Annotated in this window: 19 protein-coding genes; 18 read left to right on the forward strand and 1 reads right to left on the reverse strand. The window is 59.3% G+C overall.

What is annotated here, in order from left to right; translation table 11 throughout:
• Nucleotides 1-69: 69 nt before the first annotated feature.
• The 16 genes from HK28_RS03605 to HK28_RS03680 all read left to right on the forward strand — a co-directional run bounded on the left by HK28_RS03605 (nucleotide 70) and on the right by HK28_RS03680 (nucleotide 19,872).
• Nucleotides 70-954, forward strand: a complete 885-nt coding sequence (locus HK28_RS03605; RefSeq protein ID WP_233140327.1) for a LysR family transcriptional regulator — start codon at nucleotides 70-72, stop codon at nucleotides 952-954.
• Complete coding sequence (locus HK28_RS03610; protein WP_369823587.1) at nucleotides 951-2,489, forward strand: ABC transporter substrate-binding protein/permease; 1,539 nt, start codon at nucleotides 951-953, stop codon at nucleotides 2,487-2,489. The genes HK28_RS03605 and HK28_RS03610 overlap by 4 nt, the downstream gene beginning before the upstream one ends.
• Nucleotides 2,479-3,237, forward strand: coding sequence for an amino acid ABC transporter ATP-binding protein (locus HK28_RS03615; protein ID WP_086643255.1), 759 nt, complete (start codon nucleotides 2,479-2,481; stop codon nucleotides 3,235-3,237). Before HK28_RS03610 ends, HK28_RS03615 begins: the two co-directional genes overlap by 11 nt.
• Nucleotides 3,238-3,688: 451 nt before the next feature.
• On the forward strand, nucleotides 3,689-5,896 hold the full coding sequence (locus HK28_RS03620) for a TonB-dependent receptor (RefSeq protein ID WP_086643282.1): 2,208 nt from the start codon (nucleotides 3,689-3,691) through the stop codon (nucleotides 5,894-5,896).
• Nucleotides 5,897-6,116: 220 nt separating this feature from the next.
• Nucleotides 6,117-6,965: a sugar phosphate isomerase/epimerase gene (locus HK28_RS03625; RefSeq protein ID WP_086643256.1), complete on the forward strand. Its 849-nt coding sequence runs from the start codon at nucleotides 6,117-6,119 to the stop codon at nucleotides 6,963-6,965.
• Nucleotides 6,966-6,967: 2 nt separating this feature from the next.
• Complete coding sequence (locus HK28_RS03630; RefSeq protein ID WP_086643257.1) at nucleotides 6,968-8,833, forward strand: amidohydrolase; 1,866 nt, start codon at nucleotides 6,968-6,970, stop codon at nucleotides 8,831-8,833.
• Nucleotides 8,834-8,985: 152 nt separating this feature from the next.
• Nucleotides 8,986-10,008 carry an isopenicillin N synthase family oxygenase gene (locus HK28_RS03635; RefSeq protein ID WP_086643258.1) on the forward strand — a complete coding sequence of 341 codons (1,023 nt, stop codon included), beginning with the start codon at nucleotides 8,986-8,988 and terminating at the stop codon, nucleotides 10,006-10,008.
• Nucleotides 10,009-10,549: 541 nt separating this feature from the next.
• Nucleotides 10,550-10,972, forward strand: a complete 423-nt coding sequence (gene arfB, locus HK28_RS03640; protein ID WP_086643259.1) for an alternative ribosome rescue aminoacyl-tRNA hydrolase ArfB — start codon at nucleotides 10,550-10,552, stop codon at nucleotides 10,970-10,972.
• A gap of 472 nt (nucleotides 10,973-11,444) precedes the next feature.
• Complete coding sequence (locus HK28_RS03645; RefSeq protein ID WP_233140328.1) at nucleotides 11,445-13,946, forward strand: TonB-dependent siderophore receptor; 2,502 nt, start codon at nucleotides 11,445-11,447, stop codon at nucleotides 13,944-13,946.
• A 20-nt stretch (nucleotides 13,947-13,966) separates the two neighbouring features.
• Nucleotides 13,967-15,232 carry an MFS transporter gene (locus HK28_RS03650; RefSeq protein ID WP_369823588.1) on the forward strand — a complete coding sequence of 422 codons (1,266 nt, stop codon included), beginning with the start codon at nucleotides 13,967-13,969 and terminating at the stop codon, nucleotides 15,230-15,232.
• A complete protein-coding gene (gene pxpB, locus HK28_RS03655) occupies nucleotides 15,229-15,870 on the forward strand; it encodes a 5-oxoprolinase subunit PxpB (protein WP_086643260.1) in 642 nt (213 codons plus the stop codon). Before HK28_RS03650 ends, pxpB begins: the two co-directional genes overlap by 4 nt.
• Entirely contained in the window at nucleotides 15,867-16,838 is a 972-nt protein-coding gene (locus HK28_RS03660) for a biotin-dependent carboxyltransferase family protein (RefSeq protein WP_086643261.1), read from the forward strand. The genes pxpB and HK28_RS03660 overlap by 4 nt, the downstream gene beginning before the upstream one ends.
• Nucleotides 16,839-16,863: 25 nt before the next feature.
• Nucleotides 16,864-17,628: a LamB/YcsF family protein gene (locus HK28_RS03665; RefSeq protein ID WP_086643262.1), complete on the forward strand. Its 765-nt coding sequence runs from the start codon at nucleotides 16,864-16,866 to the stop codon at nucleotides 17,626-17,628.
• Nucleotides 17,629-17,646: 18 nt separating this feature from the next.
• A complete protein-coding gene (locus tag HK28_RS03670; protein WP_086643285.1) occupies nucleotides 17,647-18,093 on the forward strand; it encodes a biotin/lipoyl-containing protein in 447 nt (148 codons plus the stop codon).
• Entirely contained in the window at nucleotides 18,086-19,441 is a 1,356-nt protein-coding gene (accC, locus tag HK28_RS03675) for an acetyl-CoA carboxylase biotin carboxylase subunit (protein WP_086643263.1), read from the forward strand. The genes HK28_RS03670 and accC overlap by 8 nt, the downstream gene beginning before the upstream one ends.
• Nucleotides 19,438-19,872, forward strand: a complete 435-nt coding sequence (locus HK28_RS03680; protein WP_086643264.1) for a hypothetical protein — start codon at nucleotides 19,438-19,440, stop codon at nucleotides 19,870-19,872. Before accC ends, HK28_RS03680 begins: the two co-directional genes overlap by 4 nt.
• A 17-nt stretch (nucleotides 19,873-19,889) precedes the next feature.
• Here the strand turns inward: HK28_RS03680 and HK28_RS03685 are convergent, their stop codons facing one another.
• Nucleotides 19,890-20,429 (reverse strand): winged helix DNA-binding protein, encoded by a 540-nt coding sequence (locus HK28_RS03685; protein ID WP_233140330.1) that lies wholly within the window; start codon nucleotides 20,427-20,429, stop codon nucleotides 19,890-19,892.
• Nucleotides 20,430-20,550: 121 nt separating this feature from the next.
• Here HK28_RS03685 and HK28_RS03690 point away from each other — a divergent pair, with 121 nt between their 5' ends.
• Nucleotides 20,551-22,644: a hydantoinase/oxoprolinase family protein gene (locus HK28_RS03690; protein WP_086643266.1), complete on the forward strand. Its 2,094-nt coding sequence runs from the start codon at nucleotides 20,551-20,553 to the stop codon at nucleotides 22,642-22,644.
• On the forward strand, nucleotides 22,641-24,236 hold the full coding sequence (locus HK28_RS03695) for a hydantoinase B/oxoprolinase family protein (RefSeq protein WP_086643267.1): 1,596 nt from the start codon (nucleotides 22,641-22,643) through the stop codon (nucleotides 24,234-24,236). The genes HK28_RS03690 and HK28_RS03695 overlap by 4 nt, the downstream gene beginning before the upstream one ends.
• Nucleotides 24,237-24,253 lie beyond the last annotated feature (17 nt).

A 24,253-nucleotide genomic window follows, 5' to 3' on the forward strand; every position in this document is an offset into this window, starting at 1 on the left:
CAGGCCGTCAGATCCCGTCGACCGACGCCCCGCCACCCCTCAAGCGGTTTTGCTGGCCGGGTCGCCGAAGTGGATCTACGGCTCCTGCGCGTATTCGCGAGCGTCGCCGCGCATGGAGGCTTCGCCGCAGCCGAAGTGGCGCTGGGTAAAAGTAAATCGGCAGTCAGCATTGACATCTCCTCTTTGGAAAAGCGGTTGAATCTGGTGCTGTGCCAGCGCGGTCGCAGCGGTTTCGCACTCACCCCCGCCGGGGCCATCGTGCTGGACGCAACACAGAAGCTATTCGCCGATCTGGACGCATTTCAGAAACGCGTGAATGACGCCAGCGGAACACTCACCGGTCGTTTCAGTCTTTATTTACCCGACACCATCCAGATTCACAGTGACACGGCGTTGCTCCCCGCCATCGAACGTTTCGCGACGCGCTACGCCGCCGTCCATCTGGACGTGCATTCCGCCTCGCCCCGTGAGGTCGAATTCGCCGTACGCAGCGGCGCCGCGACGGCGGGTATCACACTCTACCCGCAACAGCGTCCCGAAATGCAGACGACCGCGCTCTTCCAGGAGGCCTCGTTCCTTTACTGCGGACGAGGTCATCCGTTCTTTTCCGCTACCGATGGCGCAATTACCCGAGCAATGCTGGCTTCCGCACGCATGATCGCTGTGTCTGAAGCGGCCTCGTCCCCGCGCTGGGACGATCTGCGCGATGAAATGAATTACTCCGCCACGGCGGAAAATATCGATTCCCGCGCGCTTCTTATTCTCTCGGGCGTTTATATCGGCTTCCTCCCCGAACTTTTCGCAGCCCCTATGGAAGCTGAAGGACGCCTGCGGCGGATCCCGTTCGACGGCCTCTCGGTGACCCACGGGTTTTATCTTCTGACCCGGCCGTCTCCGGAGACACAGGTCATGATCGACGCATTCCGCGCGATTCTCGACGAGGTACGCCCTTGAGACGCACAGGCCTGCCGGGCGTCCTCATCGCCGGGCTCGTAACAATGTTCGCCACGATCTCCGCCCGAGCCGAGGCGCCTCCTTCGTTCGCCGCCAATGGAACGCTGACGGCCTGCACCAACCCGACCCTGCCGCCGATGACCTTCGTGAACGGCGCGGAGGCCAGTGCGCTGGCTGGCTTCGACATCGACCTGGTCCGTGAGATCGCTGGCGTCTGGAATCTGCGGCCGGACATCGTGCAGATGGATTTCGAAGGGATGTTTCCCAGTCTCTCCGCCGGACGCTGCGGCATGGTCATAAGCGGCGTCATGCGACAGGCGACGCGGGAGCGGAATTTCGACGCGATCCCTTATTACGAGTCCGCGATGGTCGTCATCGCCCGCGCGGGAACGCCGAAGATATCGTCCTTCTCCGAGCTTTCCGGACAGACAGTCGCCATTGAAACCGGGACAAGCTACGGCCGACTGATCGAAATCGAGAACGCCGCTCTGGCGGCGCAGGGAAAGCCGCCCGTCCGGGTGCAGCTTTATCCGAGCGAGGATCAGGTCATCCAGCAGGTCCTGCTCGGCCGCGCGCACGCCGCGCTGAGTCAGGACGTGGAGGTGCTTTACCGCAGGCGGCAACTCGGCGGGAAAGTGACCACGATTTTCAAGCCGGATATTCCTGACTTCCATGATTTCGCGATCTATATTCGCAAGGATTCCGTGGATAAGGCGCGTCTGGAGCAAGCCGTAGACGAGCTGCGTCGGCGCGGGACGCTGACTGCGCTCGCGCACAAATGGAATATCGACGACACGTTGGAGGAGGCCGCTGCGACGCGCGGAGCTCCGTCCCGCTTCGACGTTCAGACGTTCCTTTCGGCCCTTGTCTCCCGCGCTTTTTTCAAGGGCGCAGCGATGACGCTGATCATGGCGCTGCTGTCGCACGTGACGGCGATCGCGATCTCTATTCCCATCGCTCTGGCGCTCAACGGGCGCCGCTCGCTGATCCAACCAGTACTGAGCGCCTATGTCGCAGTCTTCCGGGGGGCGCCGACGCTGCTCCAGCTCCTCTTCATCTGGAACGCATTGCCGCAGTTCCTTCCGATCTTCAGGGAGAGCTGGTTCACGCCGTTCCTCGCCGCGTGGATTTCGCTTTCGATCAACGAATCCGCCTATCAGGTTGAGATCAATCGCGCCGCTCTGCGCGCCGTCGATCGTGGGCAGTCGCTCGCCGCCGAAGCACTGGGCATGAAGAAATCCCATGTCTACTGGCACATCGTCTTTCCGCAGGCGCTACGGATCGCGCTGCCGCCGACCATCAATGATTTCATCAGCCTCTTGAAGACGACCTCCCTCGCCTCCGTCATATCGCTGCAGGAACTTCTTGCGGTGACGCAGATTCAGGTGGCACGCACGTTTCAGTTCACGGAGTATTACTCCGCAGCTCTCGTGTGGTACCTCGGGATCGTTTTTTTCTTCCTTTATGTGCAAAAGCGAATTGAACGCCGCTTCACATGGGCCGATCGGGACAAGGCTGCGGCCCATGACGCTTAATCGCCTTCCTGACCCGGAAAAGCGGCTCTCAATCCGCGATCTCAGCAAGCTTTACAAGGAATTTGTGGCGCTTGATCACATCAGCCTTGACATCGAGCGGGGTGAGAAGATCGTGGTTTTGGGTCCGTCGGGCTCAGGAAAGTCCACTTTCATCCGCTGCCTCAACAGAATCGAACCGCATGACAGCGGCGTGCTGATGATCGATGGAAAAATCATCGACCAAAAAACAGACCTGACCGAACTTCGCGGAAGGGTCGGTATGGTTTTTCAAAACTACAACCTTTTTCCTCATCTTACCGTGCTGGAGAACTGCGCCGTCGCCCCGCGCCTGGTCCGTAGAATTCCACGCGGAAAGGCTGAGGACACGGCCCGACGCGTTCTTGCGCAGGTCGGGATCGCGGAACAGGCGTCGAAATACCCAATTCAGTTGTCCGGCGGACAGCAGCAGCGCGTGGCGATCGCACGCGCGCTGTGCATGGACCCCGAGATCATTCTGTTCGACGAACCCACGGCGGCGCTCGACCCGGAAGCGATCTCCGGCGTGGTGTTGATCATCAACGATCTTGCCGCGCAGGGAATCACAACCGTCTGCGTTACGCACGAGATGGGGTTCGCACGTCGGATCTCTGACCGGATCGTCTTCATGGACAAGGGACGCGTGCAGGAGATCACCCCGCCAGAAGAATTCTTCACCGCGCCCCGCAGCGCCCGCGCCCGCGCCTTTCTGAACGAGATGATCCGCTTCTGAAGTCCTTCGAGCGTCGCCTCTCCGAGCTGTCCTGATCATGCGGACGGAAGGCGATAGCATTTTTTGATCGTCCGTCACAAACCACCATGACGGGCGGCAATGATCTCCGAACAGACGCACCAAACCGCGAGCCCAGAACGCAGAATCATGGGAAAATGTCGCCGCCGCGGGCTGCGTGCGTCGCTGATGTCCCGTTGCGTCCTGGCGTGGCCGTCGTCCACCGGAGAGTGCAGGACACATGGGGTCCTCCGCTCGTGACAGCCAACCAGAACGAAGAAAGTTATACGCTATCAAAAGTGACCTTTCGAATATTGATAACGAATACGAAAGATACTTGTTTTGTATTTGCAACATAACATGAGCCCGAAAAATCGGGAACCATAACAAGGAGCGCGCAGTGGCGGTTTACTCTGTTTCTCGCGGAAACACGCGTCCGGTTTCGCTTCGCCCGATGGCTCTGGCCGCGCTCTTCCTGTCGGGCGTCAGCCCCGCTGCCGTCGCCGCCACGGTTCCCAAGAAATCCGTTGCTAGCGCTACGAAAACCCATGCCTCGTCTCACAGCGATCCGGAGGCGATCACCGTAACCAGCTCGCTGGCGCGTCGCTTTCGCACCGCAGCCAACACCGTCAACGTGCTGAGCGGGCGGCAGATCGAACAGCTCCACATCGTCAGTCCCAAGGAAATAGCCGCGTTTGTTCCGGGCGTCACCGCCGTCAACGCCACGTCCGGCACGACGCCGATCTTTTCAATCCGGGGTATCGGGCTTGACGATTATATCGGCACGAACATGGGAGGAATCGGCATTTATCAGGACGGCGTGTTCGCGCCCTATCCTGTTTTTTACAATGGCCAGATGTTCGACGTGCAGAACGTGAGCGTAGAGAAAGGCCCGCAGGGATTCGAATACGGACGCAGCACGACCGGTGGATCCATCAATGTGGAATCCATCAAGCCATCCGACCATTTCGGTGGATATCTGGAATGGGGCTACAGCAGCTACAATACGAACACCGCACGCGGCGCCATTAACACGCCGATCACCGACCGCATCTTCAACCGGTTCTCGTTCAGCTACATCAAGGGCGACGGATGGCAGCATGACATCAAGACCGGCGCCCTATACGGCGGGCAGGATATTCTCGGCCTGCGCAATTTGACGCGGTTCGATATCGATGACCGCTCGTCGCTCATGCTGAACATCCACTATACGCGCGACAAGGGCACGCCGACCTCGCCGCAGAACGTGACTGGCGATGCAGTCAACGGCCTGCCCAACGGAACGATCGGCCTTGGACCCAACCCCGCCGCCAACGCCGTCAACGTGGGCGACACTCCTGTGCGGCGTAATGAAAATGGCGGTGGCGTCGGCCTCAACTATACGCGGCAGTTCGACTTCGGCACATTCACTTCCGCGACCGGAATCGATTTCTATCGCCGCGACGATTACGACAACTATGACGGCGAGGCCGTCCATATAGGCGACTACCGCTGGAACGACACGTACATCGCACAGTCGCACGACATGCACATGCGTATGAATCTGGCCCACAGGCTCGACCTGACTGTCGGCGTGTATGAATCCTTCGACAAGATTAATGGAGCCTATACCAGCTTCCGTTCGTTCCTGCTCGACACCCCAAACGGCAATCTTACCGATCACTTTGTGCAGCAGAATCTGTCCACCGGGCTTTACGTCAACACCGTCACCCATATCGTCAAGGGGCTGGATTTTATCGCAGCGGGCCGTGTGTCTTATGATGAACGCGGCTTCCACGGCGGCACAGTGGACGATGGCGGCGCATTGACAGGGACGCCCGGCGCGAGCCTGACCCACCGTAACTCCACGTATGACTACGAGCGTCTGACCGGAAAGGTGGGGCTGCGCTACACGATTGTGCCGGGAACGATCGTCTATGGCTCGATTTCCAACGGTTACAAGCCCGGCGCATATTTCGCGGCGCCTGTCAGCGCAGCCAGCGCTCTGGACTATGTGCGTCCCGAAAATCTGATCGCCTATGAGATCGGCGCCAAGACCAGCCTGCTTCACGACAAGATTCAACTGGAAGGGGCGTTGTTCGATTACGAGTATCACAACCGGCAGACCCTGTTCGTGGCCGAGATGCCAGGAGGGATCACGTCACTGAGTCTTGGACCTATCTCACGCTCCCGCACCCGTGGCGGCGAGTTGTCCGGGACGCTGCACAACGTCGTACCCAATCTCGATCTGCACGGCTCTTTCGCCTATCTTGATGGTCAGGTTACCTCTCCAGTCACCAACATCTCCGGCCTCCCTCTGCTAACCAACGTCTCCGCACACTCTTCCCTGCCATTCGCCCCTCGTTTCTCATGGAGCGCCTATGCTCGTTACGGCATCGACGTGTCGGCGAAATATCGCGTGACGTTGCAGGTCAGCTACACGTGGAAAGACAAGATGCTGGTGGCGCTGGGCGACCCTAACGGCGTCACCGACAAGATCAGCTCCATGGGAATGCGCATGGAAGTCGGTCCGAAAACCGGCAAATGGACCGCCGCAGTCTATGTCGACAACATGCTCAACAAGCATGGCGTCAACTACGATTTCACCGGCAGCGACAACAGCCGGGCTCAGTATATCCAGACGCCCCGCTGGGTCGGTTTCGATCTGCGTTACAATTTCTAAAATCGCATCTCTGTGCTTCCTTTACTGATACGGACTCACCCCCCTGTCGGTCACGAACGTCATTCTCCAATTGGACGCGGCAGTCCGACCAGACGAAGGCGTCAAGGCGTCTTCATCCGGCGCCAGTCGACGGGAAACGTGAGACGCCGTTTTCTTGTAAATTTTCATTTTCCAGGCACTGTCGCTTCGCTATTTTGAACTCTAATCCCGTAAGGACATCATGCGACTTGACCTGTTTCGGACGCTCTGGGGAGACTGGCGTGGATGGCGCGACATCCTTCCCGAAACTCATTCTGCAGGTTTTACGGGCGTAGAGGCGCGAACTCCGGAAACGCTTCCCGAAGCAAGCGAGAAAGCGCGGATTCTTGCAGACAACGGAATGCAGTATATTGCCATCGCCTTGACCGGCGGCGGCGTGATTCCTCGGCAGTCCGCGACATTCAACGATCATCTTGACGATCTGCGCGCCGCTCTGGACCGCGTCGCTCCAATGCGTCCGCTGTTCGTCAACGTGCTGGGCGGCAATGATCGGTGGAATGCCGGGCTTCAGGCGGATTTTATCAACAAGGCCCACGAAATTGGTATCGAGCGAGGCGTTCGGTGCGTTTTCGAAACGCATCGCTCGCGCATTCTTGCCTCGCCGTGGATCACGCTGGACGTCCTGCCGCATTGTCCCGACGCGTTATTCACCGTTGACATCAGTCATTGGGTCGTCGTCTGCGAACGGCTTCTTGACGACCCGACAGACGATCTTTCCCTGTTCGTGGAACGCGTGCACCATATTCAGGCCCGGATCGGTTACGCACAGGGGCCTCAAGTCCCGCACCCCGCCGCCCCGGAGTATGGGAAAGAACGGAGATTTCATCAGGATTTCTGGGAGTCTGTATGGCTTTCCCAGAATCGACGAGGTTATGAGACCACGACGATGACGCCTGAGTTCGGGCCGGACGGGTATCTGCACACCCTTCCCTTCACGGACGCGCCAGTCGCAAACCTGTGGGAACTCAATCGCTGGATGGCGGACGAGGAGCGTCGCCATTTCAACCACTGGAGTATGGAAAGGCGCTGATCATGAAGAAGACAAACGTCCGGGCTGCGATCCGGAGCGTCACCGTGCCGCCCCTTCTCGCAGCTCTTGTCGCGAGCGCCCACGCCGCAGCGGCGCCCTCTCCCGAAACAGCTTTCGTCAACGGCTATGTCTACACAGTGGACGCAAAAAATAGCGTCGCCGAAGGCGTCTCGGTTCGGGACGGAAAGATCATTACTGTCGGAAACAACGCGACGGTTCGCGCCAGCGTAGGTCCGCATGCCAAAGTCATAGACCTGCATGGTCGGATGCTTATGCCGGGGCTGGTGGACGGGCATATGCACCCGCTCGACGGCGGACTTCTGCTGCTCTTCTGCTCCCTGCAATATCGTGCGCTGACGGAGGCTGAACTGGTCACGCGCGTCACGGCCTGTCGCAACGATCCATCGATACCGCGGCCCGGCGGATGGCTCATCGTCAACGCGTGGTTTCAGGAAGCCATGCTACCCAAGGGAACGGTCCTGACCCGCGCGACGCTCGACAGGATCGACCCGGTGCATCCGATCGTCCTCCATTCTTCCTTCGGCCATTCCGCGCTCCTGAACACCGCCGCGCTGAAAGCGGCCGGGATCGACGCCACGACCAAGGCTCCGGAAGGCGGGGAGATCCATCATGACGCCTCCGGCCAACCGACCGGCCTGCTCGAAGACAGCGCCATGGACTATGTGGTCAAGGCCGAACCGCCGCCAGACGAAGCCGCCTATCTTCAAGCCGCGCAGGCGGCGCTTGCCGCCCTGCGAGCGCAGGGCGTCACAAGCTTTCTCGACGCAATGGCTCGGGAACAGGATTTCCACGCATTTACGGCCGCTCAGAAGAAGGGCGTCCTCACTGCACGCGCGCATCTCGCACCCCTGATCACTCCCACTATGGGGTCAGACGCAAAAGGGGCGACCGATTACGCGATCCGCATGCGGCAATTGTACGATCAGGGACCGATCGTACAATCGCCGAGCGTCACCATCCGAAACGTCAAGCTGTTCATGGACGGAGTGATTTCCGCGCCGGCGCTGACCGGAATCGTCTCGGAGCCCTACCGCGTCAACAAGGGCACGGCGGCGCGACCGGACTGGGAGCCCGGAACGTCGTTCGGTCCAACCCCTTATTTTCCGCACGCAGTGCTGACACCACTGCTTGAGGAACTGGTTAAGGCTGGCTTCGATCCGCATATGCACGCGGATGGCGACGGAGCAGTCCATATCGCGCTCCACGCCGTCGAGCAGGTCCGATCTGCATTGCCGGGCTCTGATTTCCGGCCGGCTCTGGCGCATGACGAAATGGTCATCGCATCGGACCTCCCCCGTTTCGCGCAGCTTGAGGCGATTCCGGTCCTGTCCTTCCAGTGGGAGAAGCGCGCTCCCGATACGACCGGCGCCACAGAAGACGCGCTTGGCCCGATCCGCGTCGCCGCGATGGAGCCTGCGTACGCGCTGGAGAAAGCCGGCGCCCGCATCGCGTATGGCTCCGATTGGCCGGTTGATCTGCTCAATGAGTGGTTTGCTTTGAAAGTTGGCGTCACTCGCGAAAACGATCCGGAAGCCGGGGCGCAATATCGTGGCCCGCTTGGCTCGCAGCCGCCTCTTTCTCGCGCGTCCGCACTGCGCGCGATCACGATGAATTCTTCCTACGAGCTGCGGCAAGAGAATACGACTGGTTCGATCGAACCAGGAAAACTCGCCGACCTGATCGTCCTTGATCGTAACGTGATGACGATCCCCGCTCAGGAGATCTCCCATACGAAAGTGCTGCTGACGATGGTCGGAGGCGATATCGTCTGGAGCACCGGGGAAGTCGCACCGGTCACGCACGGCCCGGGACTGCGCACGAGTGGAGCAGGCTCCGGAGCGCTATAAATTTTCGTACGATGGTCCGCGTCAAATCTGTTTTTCGATCCCTTGGCCTCATCCCATCGTCGCTCCTGCGTTCGGAACGCCTGTAGCTCACGCTAAACGCCCCCGACAAAGACAGTCCGACTTTTGCTACAAAAACAAGAAAGATTCAGACCATGACGGATACGAAGTCGTTTACATCAATCCCTGAGGTCGACATTGCTGGCCTCTACTCCCCCGATCTCGAAAAGCGTAAGGCCGTGGCCCGCGAGTTGGGCGACGCTGCACGCGATATCGGCTTCCTTTATATCTCCGGGCACCGGATCGACCCCACGCTCATCGACGGCGTAAGGGCTGCTGCGCGGGATCTCTTCGCCCTGCCGATGGAACGCAAGATGGCGTATTACATCGGGCGCTCAGCCACCCACAAAGGCTATGTCCCCGAAGGCGAAGAAGTATACGGAACAGGCCGCCCGGATCATAAGGAAGCCTTCGATATCGGCTACGAGGTTCCTGCTGACAACCCGCTGGTGCTGGCCGGGACCCCTCTACTTGGCCCCAACGACTGGCCGGACGTTCCCGGCTTCAGGGAGCGCGCCGAAACCTATTACCGAGCGGTGTTCGAGCTTGGACGGACTTTGTTTCAGGGATTCGCTCTGGCCCTGGGGCTCCCTGAAAACACGTTTGATGACATGGCCAAATATCCACCGTCCAAACTGCGCATGATCCATTACCCATTCGACGCGGAAGCCCAGGACGCGCCAGGCATCGGCGCCCATACGGATTACGAATGCTTCACCATCCTCCTTGCGGACGCACCGGGACTGGAGGTCATGAACGAGCGGGGCGAATGGATCGACGCGCCGCCGCGACCCGGAACATTCGTCGTCAATATCGGTGACATGCTTGAAGTGATGACAGCGGGCGCGTTCGTCGCCACGGCGCATCGCGTCCGCAAGGTCGGAGAGGAACGCTATTCTTTTCCGCTTTTCTACGCGTGCGATTACCACACTGCAATCAAACCGCTTCCCGCGTTCGCAGAGGAAGACAGTGGTTATGAGGCCTTGAAGATCGGCGATCACATGTGGTCGCAGGCGCTGCAGACCTACCAGTATCTTGTAAGGAAAGTTGAACGTGGCGAACTGGCTCTTCCTTCGGGCTCAAGGGGAACCGCGACATTCGGCCGATTAAAAAAGTGATATACTTGTAGAAATGTCCAATATTTGTCTTGAGCAGGGAAATTGGCCGAAATTTTGGCCGATGGAAATATGAGACTTGTAGCCAAAGAACGCGATGACAGGGGCTGTTATGGGCGTGATTCCGTCCCACCGCCGCTCCGCCTTCGTGAACTTCAGCGTCCAGCGCGTATGCCAAGCCTGATGTGACGGTTGTTCTGCCTTCTCAGGGGGATACGATCTGCGCAGAGACCCGCTTTTCACCGTTGGTATCACGGCGCCTTGGAACCACCATCGATGTGGCATCCGGGTCTTGCGCCGATCTCGAGAGACAGCCCGCTTTCCGCAGGCTCGCATCGAAGCGATCAAATAAACGCCCGGTCGCACCGGCCTATGCCGCGCGCCCGAAGCCGCCGGATCGTTTCCTCATCTGGAGCAAAGCCCGCAAGTCGGCGGCGTTCTGGATTCAGAAACGTCTCTGATGTTCAGTTTCGTATAGAGGCCGACGGGCCACTGTTCACTGACCGGGCACACTCCCGAAGCAAAACGTGCTATCCGAACCCGCATGGCGATCATGATCCTTCCCGGACTGTCCCTGGCCGAGTCCGAGCTGGAGGTCAGCTACATCCTTGCATCAGGCCCCGGCGGGCAGAACGTCAACAAGGTGGCGACGGCGGCTCAGTTGCGCTTTGACGCCGCCCTCTCTCCGTCCCTGCCGGAACGAGTGCGCGTCCGTCTGCTGGAAATTGCAGGAAGTCGCGTCACGCGTAACGGCGTGATCGTCATCACTGCGCGGCGCTTTCGCACACAGCAACGCAACCGCGAGGACGCGATCGAACGATTGGCCGAGATGATCCGTGAGGCCGCGCACAGGCCCACGTTCCGCGTGGCCACCAGACCGGGTCGCGCCGCCCGGCAGCGCAGACTGGACGGCAAGGCTCATCGGGCTGGCATCAAACGCAACCGGAGCGTGCGTAGCGACGATTAGCCGTCAGGGCGTGAGACGCTCTTTGCGTGCATCACGATACGTTCGACTTCATCCCGGCGTCTGTTTTTATGGTTTATGCGACTGTGCTGCGTCGGCAGACGATTAAGCCATCATGGTCACGTCCGCGATCGTAACGTTGGACCAGTTGCCACCCTCAAGCAGAGGTCCCTTCCATTCGCACTACCGATGGTCGGACCGTTCTCAAACATGCATGCAGATCAAATATTCAGGGTGTTATAGCTCCCGATCTATCTGGTGATTATTTTTCTCTGATTCTTCAAACGGATATAGCTCACAAACGCACCTAACCTAGCGTAACGAAGCAATCATACGCAAAATTCTCTGACATTTTATGGTTCGATCTCGAGACATTTTATGTTGCGAATCCGCATCGTGTATGATTTACATATATTATGAACACGTAATCACATGAGATGCCGCGCTACAGGCCTCCAGAGCACAAGGTCGATAGATGACTCGTCTCATCGGTTTAAAATCAGTCCTCCTTTGCGGTATCGCCCTCGTCACCCCTACATTTACCTATGCTGCCTCAAGCGCCACGGCGACGAAGCATATCGCACACAAACACATCTCGCCCGTTCCGCCCGCATCGACCTCCATTCCTGCAGCTGGAGGTCGCCCGCACATCGTCGCCCGCTCGCAGCGAAGCGCCGTCCGCGCCAACGCGTCTCCTGAACAAATCGACGTCGCAGGGCGTACTATCGGCACTTCGGTCCTGTCCCCGTCTACGCCAGTACACAGCACCACTCAGGTGACGGTGGTCTCTGGCGCGCAATTGCTCAGCACCGGTCAGACCAACGTGATGAGCGCTCTGGCGCAGGCCTCGGCTGCAATCACGGCTCCGCCACAACCGGGCGTCGGCAACAACGCCTTCGTACAGACCATGCAGCTTCGCGGTCAGTCCGCTGACGACACGTTGATTCTGGTCAACGGGCACCGTCGGCACCTCGGCGCCAACTTCAACGCGAACGCCGGCCCCAACTGGGGCACCGAACCCGCCGACATATCGCTGATTCCCATTTCCGCGATCGATCATATCGAAGTCATAACCGAGGGCGCATCCGCCTTGTACGGCGCAGAGGCGATCGCTGGCGCAGTCAATATCGTCCTGAAGAACCGAGATCATGGTGGATCGGTCAACTTCCAGAATAGCGGCTTCTACGCTGGCGACGGGCAGGCCGTGAACGGATACGCCGACTACGGCATGAAGCTGGGAAGACAGGGCGGGTATCTCGATCTTGCCGCCCAGGTGACGCATCAACAACCCAGCAACCGAAGCGGGGATTTCGTCGGGCAACTTTACCCCGCAGGCGATTCACGCAACGAGACGGCAAGTCGTGACGTCAATCGCATGCTCGGCGTTCCAAAGTCTACGATGGAAACGCTTAGCGAAAACATGGAAATCCCTCTCGCGCACAACGTGAATCTCTACAGTACCAGTACGTTCGGCCACCGTCGCGTCAATGTCGCAGAGACCTACCGCAGCGCCGCCAACAGCCTGACCAACAGCACGCTCTGGCCAAATGGCGCCATCCCCTACATCGCGATGGACCAGTACGACTTTGAGACCGACAATGGAATCAAGGCTCATGCGCTGGGTTTTTCATGGGACGCCTACGTCAATTATGGACGTGACGATCAGGCATATTCCACGATTCACAGCAATAACGTCTCCCTCGGCGACAGCAGCCCGCGAAATTTTTACGACGGAAAGGCCATTACGTCCGAATTATCAGCCGGTGTACGCGGCTCCCGCGAATTCCGGACGTCATGGTTGCCGAAGCCGATCGGTTTGCGGTTCGGCGGCGAATACCGTCGCGATACATTCCAGATGACCGAGGGCGAGCGGGACTCCTGGTACGGCCTTGGCGCGACCGATCATGGCGGAAACATACCCGCAGCGGCGACAAACCGCAGTCGTGACATTTACGAAGGCAACGTCAATCTCGATTTTTTTGTCACGAAGAACTGGGAATGGACAATTGGCGGTCGAGCCACCAGCTACTCCCATCTGGCGACAGTCGAAACCGGCAGTATCGGCACACGCTATAATTTCAATCGCAACTGGGCGATCCGCGCCAGCGTCAACACTGGATATCGTCCGCCAACTCTCGGCCAGACCTATTATTTCTACAACGCGCCCTTCGCCACCTACTCCGTAGATCAGTTACCGAACAGCAGCGCAGCAGCGCAAGCTCTTGGCGCTGGCAAGATCAAAGGCGAGTACTCCCGCAGCTACAGCGTTGGCCTGGATGCAACGCCGTTGGAGAACTGGCATTTCACGGGGAACCTTTACTACATCGCGATCAATGATCGCCTCGCCAGCACGACCACGCTCGGCGGAACTGAAGTTGCGGATATCCTCGCATCTTCCGGACTGCAGAACGTCACATACGCCTCATACTACACAAACCCGCTAAACACGCAGACTTACGGTGGGGACATCAGCACCGATTATACCTTGCACACGCAGCGGGCGGGCACGTTCAAATTCGCCTTCACTTTCAATTATTCTGACAACGAGGTTAGAAGCTACAACAAGACCCCGGCGGTGCTCGCGCAGTACGGTCTCAGCAGCTACAATAAATACGCCGAACAAATGCTGTTGCATTCGGCCCCGAAAAACCGGGAAAGCCTGTCGCTGAACTGGAATCGCGGGCGATGGGGCGTCTTCGTGCAGGAGCAGCGTTATGGTTCGACGCTGTTTTTGGCGAGCCCGACAGCAGCCGGCGTCACGCAACGCCCGGCTTTCCTGACCAACCTTGAGGTGTCCTACAAGATTCTACCGCAGTGGAGCCTGGCGATCGGCGCCAACAATCTTGGGAACAAATATCCGACCCGCATCCCGAAATCCATCTCGGGACCGTTGTTCGGCGCTTACAAGTACTCTTATTACTCGCCTTATGGTTTCAATGGCGGCATGTATTACGTCAGGACGAATTTCTCGTTCTGACCGTCCTCACATATCGCGAGGTGCCTGCATTGCCGTCTTCATTCACGTCCGGAGCGGACGCATCACGTCGGCTCCGTTTCACGATCTACGCATTGACGATCATCATGTGCGTCATATGCTATGGGGATCGCGCGGCCCTTTCGGTCGCCATGCCTCGCGTCGCGAAGGAATTCGGCCTTTCCCCCAGCGAAACTGGCTGGGTGCTATCGAGTTTTTTATGGTCGTATTTCTTTCTGAACTTACCCAGCGCCATAACGCTTGATCGGATCGGCACGCGTCTTGTAGGCGCCGCCGCCGTGACATTGTGGTCTCTCGCCATGATTTTCGGCAGCGTGGCGACAACGGTTCCCGCCTTTATCGCGACACGCATTTTGCTTGGGGTCGGGGAATCTCCGACTTTCGCCCTTGGCAATAAGGTCATGCGGTATTGGGCGCGTCCCGGCGAACGGGGGCTGATGATGACGGCCTTCATCTGCGGCATTCCTATTGGCCTCGCGACCGGAGCAATCGCCAGCGCGTGGTTGGTGGAAACATTCGGTTGGCGGTCAACATTTTCAATCCTTGGCGCACTCGGCCTTATGTGGTCATTGGCATGGCTCTGGATATATCCCTCCAAATCCGCATTGCAGATGAGTGATGCGCGAGATGCGTTCGCGTTAATTTCAATTCCTACCCTGTTTCGATCTCGCGATTTCTGGGGCATAGTAATTCCGCAATGTTGCGGAAATTACGCCAATTTTCTTCTAATGTCATGGCTACCGACAATTCTGCGCGACACGTTCCATCTGTCTCTCATGCAGTCGGGATTATACACGGCCTACAGTTACCTCGGCGCCACCATGCTGTCTCTGGCGCTTGGCAAGCTCGGCGAACGTTCGGTCCGGAATGCCGAAACGACAGCCGGAACTCGGCGCCATGCCGTAAGTTTTTTTCTGGCCATGGCCTCCATGCTGGGTGCATTCCCGCTCTGTCACTCTCCTTTTGCGGCCATCGCTTTGCTGATTGTCGCCATCGCCTGTGTGACAGCGGGCACCGGGGCCAACATGGCGCTTTTGGCCGATCTCCTCGTGGAACGCGGCAGTCTTGGTTCGGTGACCGGTCTGACCTTGACATTCAGCAATGGACTTGGGATCGCAGCGCCAGTCCTCACGGGTTATCTTCTTCAGGCCACAGGTAACTTTCATGCCGTTTTCTATATTGCTGCTTTCATCATTCTTGTCGGTTCAGTTGCGGTGTTTCTGATGCCGCGTCGCCATATTCACGCGCACCGGACCATTACGTCATGATCCGCATCAGCTGTGCGGGAGCAGGCGCCCTGTTACTCGACGCCGCGCACGGCGCATTCAACGATAGCGTGCAGGAACGAATCTGGGCGGTCGCACGACGCATGGCCGCTCTGCCGGAAATTCTTCAGGCCGTGCCGGGCGTGAATAACCTCCTTATCGTCTTCGACGCTGTTCAATATGATCCGGCTACACTCGAACATAGCCTGCGAGCGGTTTGGAAAGACACGTTGGTCGACGCCTCACCGGCTCGCGAAATCGTGCTGCCCGTGACCTACGGTGGAACGTTCGGAGAGGATATACCGGTCGTAGCGCGTTTTGCAGGCTTGACTGAGGAAGAAGTCATTGCGGCTCACGTCTCGGGCGAATACCGCGTAGCCGCGATCGGAGCGATGCCGGGCTTTGCATACCTGACGGGTCTCGACCCACGCCTCGCAATACCCAGACGAGCGTCGCCGCGCGTCAGTGTCGAGCAAGGCGCGGTTTCCATCGGCGGCGGGCAGGCTGGCGTCATGCCATGCACGTCGCCGACAGGGTGGCATATTCTCGGCAAAACCGAGGAAATTCTCTTCGACGCGCATCGTCCCGAACCCTGCCTGTTTCGACTGGGTGATCGCGTAAAGTTCAGGAGAGTCGGATGATCGAAGTCCTGACGGGCTCTCCGCTCAACGCCATCCAGGATCTCGGCCGCCCCCGAACGATGACGCTCGGCGTGTCCCGGGGAGGCGCCATGGACTCCGCAGCCTTGAAGCTGGGCAATCTGCTGCTCGGCAACGATATCGATGCAGCAGGAATCGAAATCGTCTTCTTTCCGTTCAAAATTCGCTTTCATGCCGATCAGGCATTCGCGGTAACAGGCGCCCGCGGGGTCGCTCGTCTCGATGACGAGCCTTTGCCTCCCGATTGGGCTGCAAAGGCTCGGGCGGGGCAGATCCTGACTCTGCACGCTCCGGCCAACGGCGCGCGAAGTTATGTGACATTTGCCGGGGGGCTTGATGTTCCGGTTGTTCTGGGATCCCGATCGACGGACATGAAGGGGGGGTTTGGAGGATATCAGGGGCGAGCGTTGGAAGCCGGGACACGGCTGGCCGCGTTTCCCTCTGACGCAAAGGACATGCCATCCAGTGGGTATGGGCTGGCGCATCCGTGCGACCTCCCTGAGAACGTGGCTGAGGTTCGCTGCCTGCCTGCCGCCGAATTCGATGCGTTCACTGATGATTCACGGGCGCTGTTCTTTGAACAACTATGGACGGTCACACGGACAGCAAACCGCCTTGGCTATCGGCTGGAGAGCGAGACGCCATTGAGCCTGCGCTCCCCGCTGGAGTTGTTGTCGCACGGAATCGTCCCCGGAACGGTTCAGGTCCCGTCCGCCGGAATGCCCATTGTCCAGATGGCTGACGCCAACACCTGCGGCGGTTACCCCAAGATCGCAAATGTGATCGAACCCGACCTGCGCCTTCTGGCCCAGACCCAGACTGGTCGGCAGATACGTTTTATCCGCGTCGAACTGGATGAAGCCGTTGCAGCCGTTCGGGCGGACGCCATCCGAATGCATGAACTTGGTCTCGCGTTGCAATCTGCACGCGCGACGCTCCTCGCCCGATAACGCGTTTCACGAAGGACTTTGCGGGATGCCCGATCTGACTGTCGACCTGAACGCCGATCTTGGTGAAAGCTTCGGCCACTACACAATCGGAAGCGATTCCGACATGCTGGACATCGTAACGTCCGCCAACGTCGCCTGTGGGTTCCACGGCGGCGACCCCGAAGTGATGGCCGCCACGTTCGCCATGGCGCGCGAAAAGGGCGTCGCGGTCGGCGCCCACCCCGGTTTTCCAGATCTGTGGGGCTTCGGACGACGTGTCATGCCGTTCAGCCCGAGCGAAATTGAACGCATCATCGCCTATCAACTTGGCGCCGCTCAGGCTCTGGCGACTTATGCCGGACACAAAATTACCTATCTGAAAACGCATGGGGCCCTCGGTAATTTGACCGAACGGGACGAATCCGTCGCAACAGCAGTCGCCAACGCAGTTCGTAGCGTGGATCCGACGTTGCCGATCATGGCCATCGCGCTGAGCCATCTGGAGCGGATCGGGCGAGAACGCGGTATGACCGTATTCTCGGAAATTTTTGCGGACCGCGCGTACACGGAAGATGGCCATCTGGTTTCACGCAAGGAAGCTGACGCTGTTCTTCACGATGCTGATTTCGCTGCGGAGCGCGCGGTCCGCATGATTTCCAGCGGCGCCATCGAAACCCGCTCCGGCGCGATGCTGTCAGCGCAGATCGACACGATTTGCGTGCATGGCGATAACGCTCATTCTGTCGATGTGGCCCGAAAAGTGCGCGCCCACCTTGAAGAGGCGGGAATATCCGTAAAAGCAAGAACATAAGTGGAAGATACGACGTCGATGACGATCGATTTAAATCGCGCCGAAGCCCTGATGGAGCGCATGCAAAAGCTTGGAGTGGCGGAACTGGAAGTCGGACACGCCGGAGAGCGTTACCGCATCGTTCGTCAGGCGGTCGCATCAGGCGTTGCTCCCGTCGCCTCCCAGACTGGACACATGTCTTCGCCTGTTTCTACAAAAACGTCAGCGGGCGGACCCTCGACCCATATCGTGTCATCGTCCATGCATGGCGTCTTCTACCGGGCCGCAGGACCAGGGCAGCCCCCTTTCGTTGACGTTGGCGCAGCAGTGCAAGAAGGGCAGACGCTCTACATTCTCGAAGTCATGAAAACTCTTTCTCGGGTCGGGGCCGAGTTCCCGTGCAAGATCGTCGAAATTATAGCCGAAGACGGACAGGCCGTAGAACCCGGCGCCCCACTGTTTGCAGTGGAGACCGTTGATGCCTGATATCAGGACGGTCCTCATCGCCAACCGGGGCGAGATCGCGTTGCGTATCGTGCGCGCATGCAAGCTTCTTGGACTGCGCACAGTGGGCGTCTATTCCGAGGCCGACGCCGGATTGGCGCATTTGAGACTGGTTGATCACGCCATCTGCATCGGCCCGGCGGCAGCTACGCATAGTTATCTCGACGGCGAGCGCATACTTCGCGCAGCGACCTTGACGGGAGCGGACGCCATTCATCCTGGTTATGGCTTCCTTTCGGAAAATCCGGATTTTGCCGAAGCCGTCGAACGGGCAGGACTGATCCTGATTGGTCCGGCCTCATCCGTCATGCGCCTTATGGGCGACAAGATCAGCGCCCGGCGCGCCATGAAGGCCAACGGCGTGCCTTGTCTGCCCGGCTCGGATGCAGCGCTACCCCTCGATCCCGACGAGATCCGAACCATATGCGATACGATCGGATATCCGCTCATCGTGAAGGCGGCTGGCGGCGGTGGCGGAAGGGGCATGCGCGTCGTCATGAAAGCTGATGAATTACTCGACGCCGTTGAGAGCGCTCGCAAAGAAGCCGGCTTCGCATTTGGAAATGCTGACGTTTATGTAGAGCGGTTTTTGCGCGAACCGCGTCATGTGGAAATCCAGATTCTCGCGGACGCTCACGGAAATGCTGTATGGCTGGGCGCCCGTGACTGCTCGGTGCAGAGGCGTCATCAGAAGTTGATTGAAGAAGCGCCTCCGCCCGGCATTCCTGAGTATCGGATTTCAGATCTTGGCTTGGCGTGCGCGGACGCTGCCGCCCGCATCGGATACACGGGCGCGGGCACGTTCGAATTTCTTTATGAAGATGGGAATTTCAACTTTATCGAAATGAATACGCGTCTACAGGTCGAACATCCTGTGACGGAGATGACGTCCGGCGTAGACATCGTGCGTGAGCAAATCATGATCGCGACCGGCGCGCCCCTGTCGTTCACACAGGCCGTCGTCAGAACAAACGGCCACGCGCTAGAGTGTCGTATCAACGCGGAAGATCCGGAAAGTTTCGCGCCTGCGCCGGGGACCATAAAAAAATGGCGTGCACCAGGCGGCCCCGGCGTCCGGGTGGATACCCACATTTACGACGGATACGCCATCCCGCCGCATTATGATTCTCTTATCGCGAAGCTCATAGTCCATGGTTCCGACCGGAACGATGCGATCCGCCGAATGTCGACGGCGCTTGAAGAGTTGCAAATCGACGGCGTCCCGACGACTGCATCGCGGCAGGTGCGTCTTCTGGATGATCCGGATTTTCGGGCTGGCATTTTCACCGTTCACACCCTCGACCGACGTCGCACGGGGAAGCTGTCATGAGGCAACAGGAAGACAAGACCGGGGATCCGATCGCAGGTGATTTTCTTGAAAACCTCGTCGCAGCCATGCGCCGTCATGGCGCAGGCGTGTTCGAATTTGAAAACGAAGACACGTTCCTGTCTGTCGTGCTGGAGGCCAAAAGCCCTGATATTTCGTTGAATACGTCGCCTGACACGGACGATGCTCGTTCAGAGGCCGAATCCGATATTTTTGTAAAAAGTCCGGAGCTTGGACTCTTCGCAAGCGCAGGAAAGAGTATCGGGGATTCCGTCATTCGAAACGATGTGATCGGCTTCGTGTGTGTCGGACCATTGCGGCTTGCGATCCGGGCGCCGACGGATGGACTCATCACCGAGGAGCTTGCGCGCGACAGTACGCCAATAGGGTATCAGGAAGCAGTTTTCCGCATCCGACCTGTGATCACATCATGACAGGTCGGACATCAAGATTAGAGAGACGACACGGATCTCGACGCCTGTTCATAAAACCCATTGAGAATACGCAACGCTTTCGCCACTTCTGCGATGACCGTACCGCCGACCCGACGATCATCCGGGATCAGTTCCAGCAGGCAAACGTTTCTAAGACGGGCGTACTCTGCACAGTACCCGGCGCCCGCAGCCGACGTCCGAACAAAAACCTCCTTGCCCTGCTTACGTCGTTCGATCAGCCCGCGCGCGTCGAGCTTTTTCATGGCGTAATTCAGATAATGTCGTTCGGAAATATTCAGCGCGAACATCAGGTCTGGAATACTCTTCTCCTTCGCACGATGGTTGACGTGATGCAGGATCAGCGTCTCGATCGCCGACAGTTCCGGCAAACCCGCCGCCGCCATGCAGCGGACGATCCAATGCTGAAAAGCATTATTGGCGACCGTCAGAGAAAATTCGAATTCGCTCAGGTCCTCGCTCCCAGGCGTCGCAAGATGCGAGGACGAGACAATGAACGGCCGCCTCTCCGGCTCTCGGGCGTCCGCGCCTCCGTCCATTTCGGCAGGCTCCCTTTTTCCTCGCCCCCGTAAAGCCATCGCTTACCCCCCTCCAGCTTCCTGTGCGCCGTAGCACGTGCCCCGAGCGAGCTTAACATCTTTCAGGACATCGACGAACATCATGACCGACAGGACCGCCATTCGCCTCGCCGTCGATATCGGCGGCACATTCACTGACGTAGTGCTCGACACTCCAGAAGGGCGCTATACGCGCAAGGTGCTGACGACGCCGTCCGCTCCGGAGGAAGGCGTGATGAACGGCGCCGCGTTGGCGTTGCAAGACGCCCGAACCAATCTGTCGGACGTCGACGAATTCGTTCACGGCACAACCCTTGCGACAAACGCGATCATCGAAAGACGTGGCGCCAAAACAGCTCTCATCGGCACGGAGGGATTTCGTGACGTAATCGAAATCGGCACGGAGAGTCGCTTTAACCAATATGATCTGATGCTTCGAAAGCCTGCGCCGCTCGTACCCCGCGCCCTGCGCTTCACCGCGCCGGAGCGCATGGACGCCCGCGGACAGATCAGAAAACCTCTTGATGAGAGGGAATTGCTAAAAATCGCTGACGAGCTTCGAAAGGTCGGGATCGAAAGCGTGGCCGTCGCTTTTCTCCACTCTTACGCCAACCACTCGCACGAAACACGTGCACGCGATATCCTCTCGACAGCTCTTCCTCATGTCACCATATCGATTTCCAGCGAAGTTTGCCCGGAAGTTCGTGAGTACGAGCGCACCTCCACCACGGTCGCCAATGCTTATGTGCAACCTTTGATGGCGGGCTATCTGGGCCGTCTGCGCAACGGCTTGTCCCGCGACGGTTTTAAAGGCGCGCTCTATCTCGTCACGTCGAGCGGGGCGCTGACCTCCCTTGAGACCGCCAGCCAGTTTCCCGTGCGTCTGGTCGAGTCCGGCCCGGCAGGCGGCGCGATCTTTGCCGCGCAATGCGCGCAGAAGATGAACGACACTCACGTGCTGTCCTTCGATATGGGCGGCACGACGGCCAAGGTCTGCCTTGTCGAACATTTTCGCCCCACCTCGTCGCGCACCTTTGAGGTTGATCGCACGACGCGCTTTATGAAGGGGTCTGGCCTGCCGTTGCGTATTCCCGTCATTGAAATGGTTGAAATCGGGGCGGGCGGCGGCTCCATCGCGCATCTCGACGCGATGAAGCGGGTGACGGTCGGACCGGAAAGCGCATCTTCAGTTCCCGGACCCGCCTGCTATGGCCTCGGCGGCACGCGGCCCGCCGTCACAGACGCCGATATCGCGCTTGGCCTGCTGCGCCCGGAAGGCTTCGCGGGAGGCAGCATGACGTTGCGCCCCGAACTCGCGAAGCAGGCGCTGCTCTCGGATATTGGCGAGCCGCTTGGCCTGACGGCGGAAATGGCGGCCCACGCGGTTTACGAGATGGTGTGCGAAAACATGGCCAGCGCCGCGCGCGTTCACGCCGTGGAGCGAGGCGTCGCCATCGCGGAACACACGATGATCGCCTTCGGCGGCGCAGCCCCCCTCCACGCCGCTCGGGTGGCGGAGAAGCTGGGCGTGCGTCGCCTCGTGATCCCGTCCAACGCAGGCGTTGGTTCAGCTGTCGGCTTTCTCGCCGCGCCTCTGGCCTTTGAGATCGTCCGCTCGTACCCGATGCGCATTGACGATAACTTCGATGTTGCGGCCATTTCCGCATTGCTTGGCGACATGGCGAACTCCATCATGGCTGTGTTGGCGCAGGACTCTCGCCGGGACGTCCTTCGCGTCGAACGTAACGCCTTCATGCGCTACGTCGGACAGGGTCATGAGATCACTGTGCGCCTGCCGGACGGTGACGATGGATTGTCCGATGTCGCAGCCCTCCGCGCAGCCTTCGAACAGGATTATGCGCGCCAGTTCTCTCGCGCCATTCCGGGGGCCGCAGTCGAAGTTATGAACTGGTCCGTCACGATTTCCGCGCCTGTGGCGACGCCGGAGCCTTACGCGTCCACACCGCCACTTCGACAGACGCAACCCGACGAACGCCGCGACTTCTTCTCCGGCGACATCGACGCGGTCGTCGATCTGCCGGTCCATTATCGCAAGACCATGCGCCCCGGCGACGCCCTGAGCGGCCCTGCATTGATCCGCGAGGACGAAACAACAACCTACGTGTCCGCCCGATATGACGCGCATATCGACGGCAGCGGCAACATTGTCCTGACCATGAAAGAATCTGCGGCATGACGACGAACGCCTCCCACACCGGCGCGCCGGCAGATGCGCAACAGGAGATCCGGTTCCAGATCATGTGGAATCGCCTGATTTCCGTCGTAGGGGAACAGGCGCGCATCCTGATCCGCACCGCCTTCAGCCCGATCGTGCGCGAGTGCGAGGACATTTCCGCCGGTGTCTTCGATACGCAGGGCCGCATGGTGGCGCAGGCCGTCACCGGCACGCCGGGCCATGTGAATTCCATGGCGGAATCAGTCAGCCATTTTCTGCGTCACTTTCCTGTTGAGACGATGAAGGAAGGCGACGCGTACATCACCAACGATCCGTGGATGGGCACCGGGCATCTGAACGACTTCGTCATCACCACGCCCACCTTTTATCGCGGAAAGTTGGTGGCGCTGTTTTCCTGCACTGGTCATTTGATGGACATTGGCGGTCTGGGCAATGGCCCCGACGCCACCGACGTGTTCATGGAAGGTCTGTCGATCCCCATGCTCAAGCTGGTCGATCAGGGCACGGTGAACGAGACGTTGATGGCCATGATCCGCGCCAACACACGCCTGCCAGTGGACACGGAAGGCGACACCTATTCTCTGGTCGCCTGCAACGAAGCTGGCTCCGTCGCCCTGCGCGACATGATGGATGAGTTCGGCATCGACACGATTGAACCTCTGGCGAACTACATCATCGATCGGTCCCGTCAGGCCGTCCTCGAAAAAATCGCCTCGCTTCCGAAAGGGTGCTGGTCATACGCCATGACGGTGGATGGGTACGACGCCCCGCTCGAACTGAAGGCGACACTGACCGTCGCCAACGACGGAGTAACTGTCTCCTACGACGGTTCTCCCCCGGCCGTCACACGCGGGATCAACGTGCCGCTGGCCTACACGAAGGCGTACACGGTGTTTGGCCTCGCCTGCGCCATCTCGCCGGACGTACCGAACAACGCCGGTTCGCTCGCGCCCTATCACGTGGACGCGCCTTCGGGGTCAGTTCTGAACGCGCTCCGTCCCGCCCCGGTCTCATCCCGGCACATCATCGGGCAGATGCTGCCCGACATGGTGTTTGGCTGCCTGCGCACGCCCTTGCCGGATCGCGTCCCCGCCGAAGGCACCTCCTGTCTGTGGAACATCGCCGTGCGAGGCGTCTGGTCTCCTGATGGCTATGCGAAACCCAGAGCCTTCGCTCTGGCGATCACCACCAATGGCGGCACCGGCGCGCGGCCCGGTCTGGACGGCTTATCAGCTACGGCGTTTCCGTCCGGCGTCCACGGCACTCCGGTGGAGATCGCCGAAAACCAGTGCCCTCTCATTTTCTGGAAGAAGGAGCTGCGTGAAGGGAGCGGCGGCGCGGGCCAAACCCGTGGAGGTGACGGGCAGATTATGGAGATCGGCACGACGAATGACGCATCGTTCGAACTGCTGGCGGCGTTTGATCGCGTAAAGCACCCGCCGCGCGGCGCGCTGGGCGGAAGCGACGGCGCCGCCGGTATCGTACAAACATCAAAGGGGCGATCACTGGCGTCGAAGGGGCTACATGTCATCGCATCGGATGAGCGGCTGCATTTGCTGACGCCCGGCGGCGGCGGCCTCGGCGCGCCCTGAACGCAACACCCTGTAGT

It is taken from the genome of Acetobacter sp. DsW_063, assembly GCF_002153745.1.
In the GTDB taxonomy this organism is placed as follows: domain Bacteria; phylum Pseudomonadota; class Alphaproteobacteria; order Acetobacterales; family Acetobacteraceae; genus Acetobacter.